This is a genomic window from Mycobacterium sp. NGS17 (genome assembly GCF_059813205.1).
This window is the reverse complement of record NZ_JCALED010000001.1, coordinates 549,305-562,388: the sequence shown is the minus strand read 5'-3', so window position 1 is coordinate 562,388 and position 13,084 is coordinate 549,305. Positions and strand designations below refer to the sequence as shown.

The following is a 13,084-nucleotide window of genomic DNA, read 5'->3' as shown; positions in this document are numbered from 1 at the left end:
CTTCCGATCAGCGGCTGACGGTCGCAAGGACCACGGGAATCGGCGTGTTCTCGTCGGTGTGATAGCTCGCGCAGACCCGGTGGTAGCCGTCGGCGATCTGCAACGCAACCCCGGCCATGAAGTCTCCGCGCACCAACAGGATGGGTGACAGCGGTAGGCCCTTTTCGATCTTGGTCAGGTCCGCGGCGACGTGGGGATTGTCCACCGGAAGCAGGCTCAGCTGCGCCGCCCGCAGAATGTCTTTTGCCTTCCGGTGCGCCACGGTCCCGGATTTCAGCTTTTTGATCACCTTCTTCACGGTTTGCTTGTCCGCAAGCATGGTGAGGTAGTCCGCCGCCGCCGGAAAGTCATGAGCCTCAGGCTTTTCCAGCCATTTCACGCTGAGCATCGCGTTACTCCCTTCGCCGGCTCCGACATCGACGCAGCCTACCGGTTCGGCCCCGCGAAATTTGGGATCGGTAGCAACCGAAGCGTTCTGTACTTGCGTCAGGACGACGCCATTGGGGCGGCGCACGAAGGAAGGAACCACAAGTGAAACGTCATCTCGCAGCTGCGATTGCGACCCTGGGCTGCGCCGCGGCTTCAGTGGCCTTGGTGGGGTGCTCGGGCGGCGGCCACAGCGCATCGCCCGCGTCGAGCACGACGGCCAGCGTCGCCACAGGCACCAATGCGCAAGTCAAGGTGGGCGGTACCGACCTGGCCGGCGTGAACCCCGCGTCGGTGACCTGTGTGCGGACCGGCGGCAAGATCAACATCGGCAGCGGCTCCACGGGCGGGGCCCAGCAGGCGCTGGCCGTCGTGATGACCGACGAGGCCACCCCGAAGGTCCAGTCGCTGGCCCTCGTTGTCGACGGCAACGCCCTGGCGGTCAGCGACAACATGGGCGCGAAGGTGGGTTCGGCCAACGTCGCGGTCGATGGCAAGACCTACACCATCACCGGTCAGGCCCAGGGTGCCGACATGAAGAATCCGATGGCGGGAATGATCACCAAGGACTTCAACATCAAGGTGTCCTGCGGCTGATCGGTTGCGGCCTCGAGCGGCGGACGTGCCTCACTCACGCGTCCGCCGCTCGCGGTTTGGCCAACCAGACGCCGCCCCCGGACTTATGATGCAGCCGTGTCGATCTCGGACGAATTGGCGAAGGCGCGTCGTATGGCGCTCGCCGCCGATGAGGCCGGTGCGCGGGATCTGCTGCTCTCGCTGATTCCGAGGATCGAGCGGGAGGATCGAGACGACTTCATGGTGGAAGCCCTTGCGCAGCTTGGGGAGATCTATCTCGCGCGCGGAGCCTACGACGGGGTCCGCGAATCCGTCCGCCGCATCCGGGACTGCGTGGCGATCTACGCCGGCATCGTCGCCGGCGATGAACGGGTGCGGCTGTCCGGCGCCGAGATCACACTGATGATCCGCCGCTACTCGCGGCGCGCCCAGTTCCTGCAGACCGGTCTGGCCGCGGCGCTGGGCGACCACGATGGCGCGGCGGCGGAGCTGGGGCGCTTGTGCGACAACGACTCCGGTTCGGAGCCCGGTGAACTCACCGACGAACACCGGTACCTGTGCACCCTGGCGCATGTCCTGTGCGCCACCGCGCTGTGCGACGACGACCTGCATGTCCGGTCGGTCCCATTGTGGCAGAACGTTCTTGACGGCCTCGAACACACTGGCGGCGGCGCTGAGCGGTCCGACTATCTGTGGGTCGCCGCCGCGACCGGGTACGGCAGGTTCTGCGTGGAAACCGGTCGGTTGTCAGAAGCGGAGCCGTGGCTGCGCCGCGCCGAAGCGCGCGCGCGAACCAACGGCTGGGAATTGGCCACGGCCAGAGCGCAATTGGAGCGCGCCGCGGCGCGCTGGGGGGCGAACGACCACGCCGGCACCGAGGAGCTGGTGGGACAGGCCTATCCCGTCATCGCCCGTCATGACCGGGCCCACGACGTCGCCCGGTGCTGGCTGTACATGGGACTCACTCGGCTGGCAGCCGGCGCACTGGAGGCCGCCGACGAATGCTGGGAACACGCCGAGCGGCACTGGCGGGAGTTGGGAAAACCACTGCCCCTGCACCGCATCCTGTTGCAGCGCAGCTGGATCGCCATCTTCTGGAGCCACTTCTCGGACGCGGTCGAGCTGATCGCGCAGGCGCGGGAGCTGCTGGACTCCTCGCCGCGCAGCAGCTGGCTGCAATACGCCCAGCTCGACAATCATCTCGGCACGGTCTGGCGCGCGGATGCGTTGGCGGATCTCGGCTTCGACAGCTCGGGCGATCCCGATGAGACGCTGCAGGAAACGGAGGCGCGCCAGGCCGAGGGCCTCGGCGTCCTGCGCGGCGAGGTCGGCACACCGGAGTACTGGCGCGGGATGGCCAAGCTCGAGCAGGCCGCCGAGCTCAAGGTGCCGGCCGCGCTGGCCGTCGACTCGGTGCGGTATTCGATCGCCGACGCCGACGCGAGGGCCCGCTGGGCCACCGGCATTTCGGCGCCCATCCTGGCCGGCGCCTTCGCCGTGGCCTGGGAGTGGGAGAACACCACGCTGATCAGTGAGCTCGTCGAATACCACAGTGCGCGTGGAACTTTCGAGGGTCTGCAACGTCCGCGACTCGGCGAATGGGCCTCGACGGCCCTCGCGTCGGTGCCCGTCGACGCCGACGCCGAGCCCGCCGCCCTGTCCGCCGCCGGCCCATCCGTCGCGGCGGGCGCCTCGTTGACCAGGCTAGGAGCGTTGCCGCCCTTGCGGATGCAACCCGGGGAGGCGCCGATCCTGAGCCACTACCGCGCCCTGGCATTGCAGCGCTACGGGCGCGAGGTCACCGCGGCCGAGCCCGCTTGGTGCACGTGGCCGTGAGTGAGCCCGACCGGCCGACATTGACGCTGCGCTACGCCGACCTCGGGATCGCGACGTACGCCAGCCTCCAGATCGTCGGTCAGCCGTCGAGAACCGTCACGTGGGTGCTGGAAGAGCCGCTGCTGCTGGCCGCGCTGCAAGAACTCAGCGCCGCCCTGCCCGAGCCGCACGGTGACGAAACCCGGCGTGACGCCATCGAGCGCGCGCTGACCACCGGACCATTCGCCAAGCCGGACACCGAACTCACCGTCGCCTACATCCTCGGCGTGCTGCTGATCGGTGCGCCCGGGTGGCAGCTGTTGGCCGAATGCATGACCTCGCCCCGGGCGGTGCTGTTCGTCTCGCCCAGCGCGCGGCTGGCGCGAGTGCCCTGGGGACTGCTGGCGATTCCGAAATCGGGCCCCAGCAAAGAGGAACTGGTGCGTGCGCGCCAGGACGCGATCACCGCGAGCGGCCGCGCCGCGGCCCAAATCCCTTGGCGGCTGGACAACATCGACGAGTTGACCGACGGCCATCGGCTGATGGAGTTGGTCGACGTGCTGATGGCGGTGCCGCCCAACATCGTGCACTCGCCGCGCACGCCCGCCGGCTGGGACGCCGGGCGCGGCGGGCCACCGCTGCTGGTTCTCGACCCACGGGTGCCGGGGCAGCGACCGGACTCCGCGCTCGGCTCGGTGCTGGGCAGGCCATCGCCGCACACGCCGCTGGCGCGGCACTTCGCCGAACTCCTCGAACGGCGTCCCGTCCTGCCGCATGCCGACACCGTGGTCGACCTGTTCCGTCGCCAAGATGCCGATCGCGCCTGGCTGGCCGGCCTGCTCGCTCAAACCCCTTGCCGGCTGCTCTATGTCGGGCACGCGAGTTCGGCGACCGACCAACACGACGGGGGAACTCGGGCGGACCGGGCGGCCCTTCACCTGGCCGACACGGCGGCTATCCCCGGGGATGCCAACACAATCGGCGATCACCGCCCGCTGACCGCCTCGGATCTGATGGCCCTTCGATTGCCGATGCCGCCGCGCGTGGCGCTGCTGGCGTGCGGCTCGGGGGGTGACTATCAATTCGATGAGGCGACCGGGTTGGTGGCGGCGATGATCCTCAACGGCGCGCAGTTGGTGACCGCCACCTTGTGGTCGCTGCCGACGACGGCCGCGTATCGGCAATTTGAGTCGCGCGATGCGCTGGGCGCGCAGCAGGCCGACCCGATGGCGGATCTGGTGGCCGCGGTGGACTCTTCGCACGATGTCGCGCCGGAGGCGGGATGCGAGGTGAACCGTTGGCAGCGGGAACAGCTGCGGCGCTGGCGCGGCGGTGATGTCAGCGCCAGCCCACTGTATTGGGCCGCCCTGGTCACGTTCGCGGTTGACGGCGCCCGCTGACGCTCACAGCGACGCCACCCAGGCCGCGTGGACGGCCAGCACATCGTCGGGCAGCGAAAGCTCCTCGCGTGCCGTCGGATCGAAGGCCACCAGCACGAGCAGGCCCGGCCGCAGCATGGATAGGTCGCGACCACCCTCGCGTCGCGCCAGCTTGCCGATGAACGTCTCACCCGAGACGGCCACCACCTCGATGAACGCCTGACGTTTGACCTTGCGCACGGTGCCGACCCCGACGGTACGGTTTCCCGCATCCCCGCGACGGCGGGACCCGAACCATTCACCCGACAGCTTGTTCATGCGACCAGGGTGCTGCCGAATACCGGCTACCGAACCCAACTTTGTGGCTGCCGCAAACTTTGCGATGGCCCTATTCTGTGCTGATGAGCGCCGAACCGCAGGTAGCGACCGCCGTGGGAGGTGAGGCGGTGGGCCAGCCGCGGCGGTTGGTTATCGAGGCGGCCTGGCGCGCCATCGGTCCGGGTGTGGAGGCTTTCAGCGCCGACGACGGGGGTCCGCTGAGCCGGACCGTCAAACGCATCATCGACCCATTGGTGCTGCGACTGCGCGGCAATCCGGCGTATTCGGCCCCGGTCGTGACGCGCGAGACGGCACGCGCCATGCACGACCTCATCGTCGGCAGTGGTTCCGAATTACGCTCCGCCGCAGCCTGGTTCGAGGCGCTCAAACTGGAGCGCCGCCGGCAGCGGATACGCAGCGGGAACGCCCAGGAATTGTACTTTCCGGTCTGCTTCGAGCTCGCCGTCACGAAAGGCGCACCGACGCCGCATGATTACGCGACGGCGGCGGCGGTGCTCGGTGACATCCACCGGGATCGCGATCGCACCGCGATCGAGGTGCTGCACCGATACGTGGCGGACGCCGAGGTCGTTGCCAGGCTGGCCAAGCAGTTGGAACGCAGTTGGCGCGACGTGCGGGCGGGCGAGGCCGTCGTCGACTCGTTGCGGGGCGAGCTCGACACGGTGTTGGGCGCGGCCGGCAGCCATGGCGCCGCGGCGGCACGTCAGCGCGTCTGGTCGGCGATGATCGCCGGCACCACCCCGTATAACATGGGTGCGCTGGCCCGCACCGACACGACGCGGCTGCCATGGTCGATCGTCGAGCTGGGCTTGAGTTCGATTGCGCCGCAGCGCCCTCCGGCGATCTCCCGGGGTAAGGATGGGGACCGCCCGCTGGACCGCAGCATCGTGGACCGGGTGCGCGCGACCCTGCGCCGCGCCCTGGATCGCGACGCGCTGCCCGAAATCCCGTTGCTGTGCGAGGAAGAAGTCGACCGGGCCTGCGCGCCGTGGGGGCTGCTGGCCGAAGACAAACAAGCCACTTTGGTGGCCGGCATCGAGGTCGCGGTGCAGCTGGCTCCGCTGGACCCATCCGCTTCTTGCCGCTATGACTTGGCGGCCCAGATTCAGGCACGACTTCGCAAGGAAGCCTACGTGTTACACGCCCGGCGCTATCTGGCCGACAACGGACCGATTCATCCGCGCCAACAACAGGTGGTCGACGACCTGGGCGCCTACGCGCAGCCGTACCTGAGCCGGCTGTGGGCCCGGCTGCATGGTCGCGACGTCTGGCAGGAACCCTGTGCCGACGTCGACGACGTGCGCGCACTGCTCGACGGGGTGGCGCGCTCGGTGAGCCTCGACCACCGGCAACGAATCAAATCGATGCTGGAATTGCAGGTGGCCGGATGAGACTTGTTGCTGATGCCGGGCTTTGGAGCACCTGGCCCGTCGATGCGCCCGTCGCGACGCCACTGGTCGCGCTGCTCGAAGTCAGCGGCGCGGTGCTGTCCTGGTCGGTGGACGATCCCGACGATGCGGCTCCGCACATCACGTTCACCGATGTGTCGCGCGCGGACTGGTTGTGGCGGATCTTCGGCGAGGCCGGCCATGTCGCGCTGGTGTCGGCCATGAACCACACGACCGGGCGCCCCCACAGCATCGAGCTCACCGGCGTCGAGCTGGTGCCGGGCTCGATCGCCCCGCTGCGCAGGCTGGCCATCGGGCATTGGCTGCGCCGGTGGTGGCCGGCCAGCAGGCACGACGGCATCGCCGGCCTGGACCGCGCGCTGCTCGATGCCGAGGTCGCGCTGTTGACCGCCGGGGCGCAGAGCTTCTTTCCCGACGACACCCTGGACTCCGATGTGGCGCAGCTGCTGGCGCCGCACGCCGCCGCGCTGATAGGCCATGTCCGCAGCGATGATTCACGGATCGTCGACCTGGTACGTGCCGGTGCCGGGCTCGCCGACGAATTCGGCGCGGACGGCGATCGGTGGTCCGAATTGATTGCGGCAGTTGATGATACGGACCTGATCATTGCCCCGCCGAGCGATCGTCGCGACGATTACGCGCTGGCCGCCGGTGCCGGCGCGGGTCCGCGCGGCGCGGGCGTGATAGCACGGGGCGTCGCGTCCATCGCCTGGAGCGGGGTTCCCCCCGCGATCTTCGACGCCGCCGAGAGCACCGTCGACTGGAGCATCGAGTCCGGCGGCACGGGGGTGGTCGCCGTCGTGCAGGCGGCCGTCATCGGGCCGGACCCGGCAACCGGCCTACCGGTGCGGCTGCGCTCGGCGCCCATCGACGGCACCGGCACCCTGGACGCGACCGGGCGCGCCACCCTTGCGCTGAAAGACGCCCAGCGGCGCGCCCTGACGGAGTCGGCGGCATGGGACCACGATTGGTCGACGACATCGGTGGTCGTCGGCGCCGAAACAGCCGAAGCCGCCGAAATGCGGGAGCGGGCGCGCCGGTGGGCGCGGGCGCGCCAGGACCTGCCGCCGCGAGACGCGTTCCTGGCCGAGATTCTGGCGTCGGAATCTGCCTATTAGGTCTACTAAGAACCCCGCTCATTCCCTATGCTGAGCGAGTGCCAAACACCTATCGCGTCGTTCAGTGGAACACCGGAAACGTCGGCAAGAGCTCACTGAAATCGATCGTCACCAACCCCACGCTGGAATTGGTCGGCTGCTACGCCTGGTCACCGGAGAAGGCCGGCCGCGACGCCGGCGAACTCGTCGGCATCGAGCCGCTCGGCATCAAGGCGACCAACGACATCGACGAGCTGCTGGCGCTCAAGCCGGACTGTGTGGTCTACAACCCGATGTGGATCAACGTCGACGAGCTTGTCCGCATCCTGTCCGCCGGCGTCAACGTGGTGACCACCGCCTCGTTCATCACCGGACACAACCTCGGCGACGGCCGTGACCGCATCTTGGAGGCCTGCGACAAGGGCGGTTCCACCATCTTCGGCTCGGGTGTCAGCCCGGGCTTCGCCGAACTGTTGGCCATCGTGTCGGCCATGGTGTGCAACCGGATCGACAAGGTCACCGTCAACGAGGCCGCCGACACCACCTTCTATGACTCGCCGGAGACCGAGAAGCCCGTCGGCTTCGGCCAGCCGATCGACCATCCCGACCTGCCGGCGATGGCCGCGAAGGGCACGGCCATTTTCGGCGAGGCCGTCCGGCTGGTGGGCGACGCGCTAGGAATCGAGCTGGACGAGGTGCGCTGTGTCGCCGAGTTCGCCCAGACCACCGAGGACCTGGTCATGGCTTCCTGGACCATCCCCGCGGGACACGTCGCGGGGACCTACATCAGCTGGCAGGGCATCGTCAACGGCAAGGTCCTGATCGACCTCAACGTCCGGTGGAGGAAGGGGCAGACCCTGGAACCCGACTGGAAGATCGAGCAGGACGGCTGGGTCATCCAGGTCGACGGCCAGCCCACGGTCACCACCAAGGTCGGCTTCCTGCCGCCGCCGTACTTCGAGGCCACCACGCTCGAGGAATTCATGGACCTCGGACACATCATGACGGCGGTGCCCGCCATCAACGGGATCGCCGCCGTCGTCGCCGCGGCGCCGGGAATCGCCACCTACGCCTATCTTCCGCTGACACTGCCGCGCGGCAACGCCTACGTCGGATAGCCCGGTTCAGCCCTCGCCCGCCGCCATGGCCTCGCCGACATTCGCCCGTCGCCGAGCGGGTTTGGCGTAGCGGGCGCCCAGGGACGGCACCGCGAGCGGGCCTTGGTCACGGACCGCCTCGATGGCGTTGCGCAGCGGACGGGCAAGGCCCGCAAAGGATCCCATGTCGAACAGCAGCGGCGTCAACAGCCGGTTGTGGACGAACCCGAAGGCGCTGCCCGTCTCTGGGTCGGCCCAGCCGAGTGTTCCGCCCAGGCCGACGTGACCGAAACCGCGGAGCAAACCGGGAACCGGCGACTCGTGGTAGCCCAGGTGAAAAGGCATGGGCACCACCATGTTCGCGTCGGGCCACTTGCGGCGCGCCTGCCCGGCCAGCCCGCGGGTCAGGTCCTCGGAGAGGAACTTCTTTCCGTCGATGCGGCCGTCGTTGGCCAGGACAGCGAACATCTTGGCGAGGCCCCGACCGGTGACCACGCCGTTGGCGGCGGGGATCTCGCCGTCCAGGAACGGGGTGTCGCCCTTGATCAGGGAGATGACGCCGGGGAAGTACATCGCGCCCAGCGCGCCGGAGAACGGCAGGCCGGCCACCCGCGGCGCGATGAAGCTGAATACCGGTGCGCGCAGCCTGCCCTGCGGTATCAGGATCTGGGCCGCCGTGGTCGGTGAGCCTTGCGGTGGGCGGCCCAGGTGCAACCCGTCGGTGTTGAGCGGACGCGCCACCTCCTGGCGGATCAGCTCGCGCATGCCCTTGCCGGTCACCGCCCTGGCCAGACCGGACAGCAACCACCCGTAGGTGAGCGCGTGGTAGGCCTGCACACCGCGCAGGTGATCGACCGGCGCCGCCGCCAGCCGCTCCTCCATGAGGAGGTGGTCCATCAGTTCCGTCTTGCTGACCCCGCGCAGGTGTGACAGCCCGGACCGGTGCCGCAGGACGTCGCGGACCGTGATCTCGGCCTTCCCGTTGGCGGCGAACTCGGGCCAGTAGTCGGCGACGGGCGCGTCATAGGAGAGCAGGCCGCGGTCGGCGAGCCGGTGAATCACCGTGGAGGCGACCCCTTTGGTCGCCGAGAACACCATCGCGCCGGTGTCCGCCGTCCAGCGCTGGGTGCCGGCCCGGTCCGACCAGCCGGTCCAGACGTCCACGACGGGAATTCCGTCGACGTAGACGCTCAGCGCTCCCCCGCCGAACCGGCGACCGGGAAACAGCTGGGAGAACAGTCTGATGGCGCTCGCGAAACGAGGGTCCGCAGCACCGGACACACCGCGTGGCAAACCAGCGTCGGTGACCAGCAGAGTCGACGGCGTCACCGCGTCGCGACGCCTCGAGCGTTCACGAGCTTGAAGCTATCAGTCGTCCGGTGGCTCGGGTTTCGAACCGCGGGCTTCTTCGGTGGGTGAGTCCCCCAGATACCGCCTCAGCCGCAGCAGCTGATTGACCACCATGCCGATGCCGAGCAGCATCAACACCACCACTACTGCCACCACGATCGCGGTGCTCACCCGTCCATGATGACAGGGCGGGGGTTTCGATATCTCCTGTTGAGGGGTAGCCAGCACGCCATGAGCAACGAAGACAAGCTGAAGAACAAGATCGAGGACCTCGGGGGCCGCGCGAAGGAAGCCATCGGCAAGGCGACCGGCGACCACGACACCAGGGACGAGGGCAGGGCGGACCAGGCGAAGTCCAGCCTGAAGGACGCCGGCGAAAAGGTGAAGGACGCCTTCAAGAAGTAGTGAACATCCGCAAGCTATCGGCCATGTCGGCCGCGGCGCTGGCGGGTGCGTTCGTGGCGAGCGCGCCCGCCCCGTCCGCGGCGGCCGAGCCGTGTCCCGACGTCGAAGTCGTCTTCGCCCGGGGATCCGGGGAAGCGCCCGGCGTCGGCGGGATCGGTCGGCCGTTCATCGACGCGTTGCGCTCGCAGGTCGGCGGCAGATCACTGACCGTGTATCCAGTCAATTACCCTGCCAGCACTGACTTTTCCAGCCCTGACTTCCCGCTCACCGTGATCGACGGCATCCGGGACGCCAGTTCGCACCTCGAATCGATGGCGGCGAATTGCCCTAATACCAAAGAGGTGCTCGGCGGCTACTCGCAGGGCGCGGCGGTGGCGGGCTACACCACCTCGGCCGCCGTGCCCGCGGGCGTGCCCGCCTCCACCGTGCCCCCACCGATGCCGCCGGACGTCGCGAAGCACGTCGCCGCCGTGACATTATTCGGCACCCCATCGGGCCAGTTCCTGCAGAAGTACAACGCGCCGCCGCTGACCATCGGGCCGCTGTATCAGCCGAAGACGCTCGAACTGTGCGCGCAGGGCGATCCGATCTGCGGGAACGCCGACACCACCAACTTCGCCGCGCACACGTCGTATCCAGTCAACGGCATGACGAACCAAGCCGCCAACTTCGCCTCCAGCCACCTCTAGATTTTGCGGTCTTGCACAATGAGCCCATGCGGGTTCTGATCACGGGTGGTACCGGTTTCGTCGGCGGGTGGACGGCCAAGGCAATCTCCGATGCGGGGCACTCCGTGCGATTCCTGGTCCGCAACCCCGACAAGCTGCACACCACCGTCGCCAAGCTGGGCGTCGACGTGTCGGACTTCGCCGTCGCCGACATCATCGATCGCGTCGCGGTGCGCGCGGCCTTGCAGGGGTGCGACGCCGTCGTGCACAGCGCCGCGCTGGTCGCGACCGACCCGCGCCAGACACCCGAGATGCTCGCCACGAACATGCAGGGCGCTCAGAACGTGCTGGGCCAGTCCGTCGAGCTCGGCCTGGATCCCATCGTCCACGTGTCCAGTTTCACCGCGCTGTTCCATCCGGACCTGGAGACGCTGACCGCGGACCTGCCGGTGGTGGGCGGGGCGGACGGATACGGGACGTCGAAGGCGCAGGTCGAGATCTATGCGCGGGGGTTACAGGATGCGGGCGCGCCGGTCAACATCACCTATCCCGGCATGGTGCTCGGCCCGCCGGTCGGCGACCAATTCGGTGAGGCCGGCGAGGGGGTGCGGGCGGCCGTGCAGATGCACGCGATCCCCGGCCGCAGCGCCGCGTGGCTGATGGTCGACGTCCGCGATCTGGCCGCGCTCCACACGGCGTTGCTCGAGCCCGGGCGCGGGCCACGCCGCTATACCGCCGGCGGTCATCGGGTGCCCGCGGCCGACCTCGCGAACCTGCTCGGGGAGGTTGCCGGGACGCCGATGGTCGCCGTCCCGATCCCGGACAGCGCGCTTCGCGTCGCGGGCGCGGTGCTGGATCGGGCGAACCGTTTCCTGCCCTTCGAAACGCCGTTCACCTGGGCCGGCATGCAGTACTACACGCAGATGCCGGCGTCCGACGATTCCCCGAGCGAACGGGACCTCGGCATCACCTTTCGCGATCCCAAGGAGACGGTGGCGGACACCTTCGCGGCGATGCGCGCCGAAGGCGGCTAGCGCTGTGCGTCTCAGCCGGCCGGCTTGATTTCCAGGCCGACGTGCACCTTGTCGATGCCGCCGCGGACGATCGAGTGCGCGTAGAACCACGGCGCGTGGTACCAGTACCGCTTGAGGACGGCGTTGTAGACGCGTCGCGTCTCCGCCTTCGGTAGCACCCTGGCTGTCGCTTCGACCTCTTCGCTCTTCGGCTTGCCCAGCGCGCCGCTCTTGGCGATCGTCACCCTGGGAGTGTTGTTGATTCGCTTGGTTTTCCACGAACCGTCGTCGGTGATCACCAAGAGCGTGTCGTCGCCGTCGGGCACGCCCCAGATCGGTGTCGGTTTCGGACGGCCATCCTTGGTGAACGTCGTCAAGAGCAAGTACTTGGACTGAATAACGTCCTTGAAGCTGGGGGTCACGCGTCTTCCCTATCTATGAATGGAATGCCCCAAGCCTATCCCCGATAGTTAAGAAACTTAAACTTGACTAGTGGCGGCGCAGGTCATCCCATCGCGGCCGAAATGGATTGGCTCACCGGGCAACTGTCGATCCTTCGCGACCGTGGTCGGCTCGCCTGAAGCTTGACCACCGCGATGTCGGGTGCAAGCATGTCAGCTACCCCGTTTGGGCGATCGCCCAAACCAGCGGGCTGACGGTTTCTCGGAAATGAGACGGCTCCATGGCAAAGCGAACCAGGTACAGCGAATACCACGATCGGTACGCGAATTACCGGCGAGAGCTCGACCAAGACGGCATCCTGTTCATGGTCTGCCAGGCGCGCCGGCCGCGCGATAGGACCACAACGTGACGGCAGCCGAACGACCCAAGGCGCGCGACTCGACGACGCGCGACATGCTGGTGGCCGCGACGAGTCAGATCATGCTCGAGGAGGGCTACGCCGCGGCCACGTCGCGCCGCGTGGCCGCCAAGGCCGGCGTCAAACCGGCGTTGGTGCACTACTACTTCCCCACGATGGACGACCTGTATCTGGCCGTCTTCCGCCGCGGCGCGGCCGTGTACCTGGAGCGCCAGCAGGAGGCGCTGGCGTCCGACCGGCCGTTGCACGCCTTCTGGGATACCCTCATCGAGCCCAAGGACACCCGGCTACTGCTGGAGTTCATGGGACTTGCCAACCACCGCAAGGAGATTCGCGCCGAGATCGCCACGTGGTCGGACCGGTGGCGCGAGCAGCAGATCACCGCGCTGAACTTCATCATCCGCGAACACGACATCGACACCGACGAGTTCCCGCCCGCGGCCATCGCGGTCTTCATCGCCTCGATCGGCCGCACCCTGATCCTGGAAGAAGGGCTGGGATCCTCCGGGGGCCACCAAGCCGCCATCGCCCTGGTCAACCGGCTCCTTGACAAGTACGAGATGCCCGAGCCGAAGGGCCGCCGCGGCCGCAAGGGCTGAGCCGGCTAGCGTCGTCACCGAACGTGCACTGGGGGCGAGATTTCGGCCATTTTTCCGCCCTGAGATCACGTTCGGCGAGTTTCACGCACCC

The 13,084-nt window shown here is 68.1% G+C and carries 15 protein-coding genes; 10 read left to right on the top strand and 5 right to left on the bottom strand.

Going from position 1 to position 13,084, the window contains the following annotated elements; translation table 11 throughout:
- Window positions 1-7: 7 nt before the first annotated feature.
- Complete coding sequence (locus AC5Y7E_RS02725) at window positions 8-388, bottom strand: hypothetical protein (protein ID WP_499917162.1); 381 nt, start codon at window positions 386-388, stop codon at window positions 8-10.
- Window positions 389-564: 176 nt separating this feature from the next.
- On the opposite strand from AC5Y7E_RS02725, the gene AC5Y7E_RS02720 reads away from it, so the two are divergent.
- The 3 genes from AC5Y7E_RS02720 to AC5Y7E_RS02710 all read left to right on the top strand — a co-directional run bounded on the left by AC5Y7E_RS02720 (window position 565) and on the right by AC5Y7E_RS02710 (window position 4,217).
- The gene (locus tag AC5Y7E_RS02720; protein WP_499917647.1) at window positions 565-1,023 is read left to right on the top strand and encodes a lipoprotein LpqH; all 459 of its coding nucleotides are present in this window, start codon (window positions 565-567) and stop codon (window positions 1,021-1,023) included.
- A 96-nt stretch (window positions 1,024-1,119) separates the two neighbouring features.
- On the top strand, window positions 1,120-2,838 hold the full coding sequence (locus tag AC5Y7E_RS02715) for a hypothetical protein (RefSeq protein ID WP_499947353.1): 1,719 nt from the start codon (window positions 1,120-1,122) through the stop codon (window positions 2,836-2,838).
- On the top strand, window positions 2,835-4,217 hold the full coding sequence (locus tag AC5Y7E_RS02710) for a CHAT domain-containing protein (protein ID WP_499947352.1): 1,383 nt from the start codon (window positions 2,835-2,837) through the stop codon (window positions 4,215-4,217). Before AC5Y7E_RS02715 ends, AC5Y7E_RS02710 begins: the two co-directional genes overlap by 4 nt.
- Window positions 4,218-4,220: 3 nt before the next feature.
- Here the strand turns inward: AC5Y7E_RS02710 and AC5Y7E_RS02705 are convergent, their stop codons facing one another.
- Window positions 4,221-4,553, bottom strand: coding sequence for a hypothetical protein (locus tag AC5Y7E_RS02705; protein ID WP_499917165.1), 333 nt, complete (start codon window positions 4,551-4,553; stop codon window positions 4,221-4,223).
- A 44-nt stretch (window positions 4,554-4,597) separates the two neighbouring features.
- On the opposite strand from AC5Y7E_RS02705, the gene AC5Y7E_RS02700 reads away from it, so the two are divergent.
- The 3 genes from AC5Y7E_RS02700 to AC5Y7E_RS02690 are packed head-to-tail and all read left to right on the top strand — an operon-like array spanning window position 4,598 to window position 8,159.
- On the top strand, window positions 4,598-5,926 hold the full coding sequence (locus tag AC5Y7E_RS02700; RefSeq protein WP_499947351.1) for a hypothetical protein: 1,329 nt from the start codon (window positions 4,598-4,600) through the stop codon (window positions 5,924-5,926).
- A complete protein-coding gene (locus AC5Y7E_RS02695; protein ID WP_499947350.1) occupies window positions 5,923-7,062 on the top strand; it encodes a hypothetical protein in 1,140 nt (379 codons plus the stop codon). Before AC5Y7E_RS02700 ends, AC5Y7E_RS02695 begins: the two co-directional genes overlap by 4 nt.
- A gap of 38 nt (window positions 7,063-7,100) precedes the next feature.
- Entirely contained in the window at window positions 7,101-8,159 is a 1,059-nt protein-coding gene (locus AC5Y7E_RS02690) for an NAD(P)H-dependent amine dehydrogenase family protein (RefSeq protein ID WP_499947349.1), read from the top strand.
- A gap of 6 nt (window positions 8,160-8,165) precedes the next feature.
- Here the strand turns inward: AC5Y7E_RS02690 and lipL are convergent, their stop codons facing one another.
- Together lipL and AC5Y7E_RS02680 are read right to left on the bottom strand one after the other, a co-directional pair.
- Complete coding sequence (gene lipL / locus AC5Y7E_RS02685) at window positions 8,166-9,467, bottom strand: esterase/beta-lactamase LipL (RefSeq protein WP_499947348.1); 1,302 nt, start codon at window positions 9,465-9,467, stop codon at window positions 8,166-8,168.
- Window positions 9,468-9,506: 39 nt separating this feature from the next.
- Window positions 9,507-9,659 (bottom strand): hypothetical protein, encoded by a 153-nt coding sequence (locus tag AC5Y7E_RS02680; RefSeq protein ID WP_499947609.1) that lies wholly within the window; start codon window positions 9,657-9,659, stop codon window positions 9,507-9,509.
- A 60-nt stretch (window positions 9,660-9,719) separates the two neighbouring features.
- On the opposite strand from AC5Y7E_RS02680, the gene AC5Y7E_RS02675 reads away from it, so the two are divergent.
- Genes AC5Y7E_RS02675 through AC5Y7E_RS02665 form a run of 3 tightly spaced genes read left to right on the top strand, consistent with a single transcriptional unit; the run spans window position 9,720 to window position 11,595 of the window.
- The gene (locus tag AC5Y7E_RS02675; protein ID WP_046182002.1) at window positions 9,720-9,893 is read left to right on the top strand and encodes a CsbD family protein; all 174 of its coding nucleotides are present in this window, start codon (window positions 9,720-9,722) and stop codon (window positions 9,891-9,893) included.
- A gap of 23 nt (window positions 9,894-9,916) precedes the next feature.
- Entirely contained in the window at window positions 9,917-10,582 is a 666-nt protein-coding gene (locus AC5Y7E_RS02670) for a cutinase family protein (protein WP_499947565.1), read from the top strand.
- Between the two features lie 26 nt (window positions 10,583-10,608).
- On the top strand, window positions 10,609-11,595 hold the full coding sequence (locus AC5Y7E_RS02665) for an NAD-dependent epimerase/dehydratase family protein (RefSeq protein WP_499947347.1): 987 nt from the start codon (window positions 10,609-10,611) through the stop codon (window positions 11,593-11,595).
- Between the two features lie 11 nt (window positions 11,596-11,606).
- Here AC5Y7E_RS02665 and AC5Y7E_RS02660 read toward each other — a convergent pair whose 3' ends face one another.
- A complete protein-coding gene (locus AC5Y7E_RS02660; protein WP_499947346.1) occupies window positions 11,607-11,996 on the bottom strand; it encodes a PPOX class F420-dependent oxidoreductase in 390 nt (129 codons plus the stop codon).
- A gap of 433 nt (window positions 11,997-12,429) precedes the next feature.
- On the opposite strand from AC5Y7E_RS02660, the gene AC5Y7E_RS02655 reads away from it, so the two are divergent.
- Complete coding sequence (locus tag AC5Y7E_RS02655) at window positions 12,430-12,993, top strand: TetR/AcrR family transcriptional regulator (RefSeq protein ID WP_499917648.1); 564 nt, start codon at window positions 12,430-12,432, stop codon at window positions 12,991-12,993.
- Window positions 12,994-13,084: the final 91 nt, after the last annotated feature.

Bases quoted from the DNA above. Each gene is read 5' to 3' on its own strand.
- AC5Y7E_RS02725 (WP_499917162.1), bottom strand. From the start codon at position 388: ATGCTCAGCGTGAAATGGCTGGAAAAGCCTGAGGCTCATGACTTTCCG.
- AC5Y7E_RS02700 (WP_499947351.1), top strand. From the start codon at position 4,598: ATGAGCGCCGAACCGCAGGTAGCGACCGCCGTGGGAGGTGAGGCGGTG.
- AC5Y7E_RS02695 (WP_499947350.1), top strand. From the start codon at position 5,923: ATGAGACTTGTTGCTGATGCCGGGCTTTGGAGCACCTGGCCCGTCGAT.
- AC5Y7E_RS02675 (WP_046182002.1), top strand. From the start codon at position 9,720: ATGAGCAACGAAGACAAGCTGAAGAACAAGATCGAGGACCTCGGGGGC.
- AC5Y7E_RS02670 (WP_499947565.1), top strand. From the start codon at position 9,917: ATGTCGGCCGCGGCGCTGGCGGGTGCGTTCGTGGCGAGCGCGCCCGCC.
- AC5Y7E_RS02665 (WP_499947347.1), top strand. From the start codon at position 10,609: ATGCGGGTTCTGATCACGGGTGGTACCGGTTTCGTCGGCGGGTGGACG.
- AC5Y7E_RS02655 (WP_499917648.1), top strand. From the start codon at position 12,430: ATGCTGGTGGCCGCGACGAGTCAGATCATGCTCGAGGAGGGCTACGCC.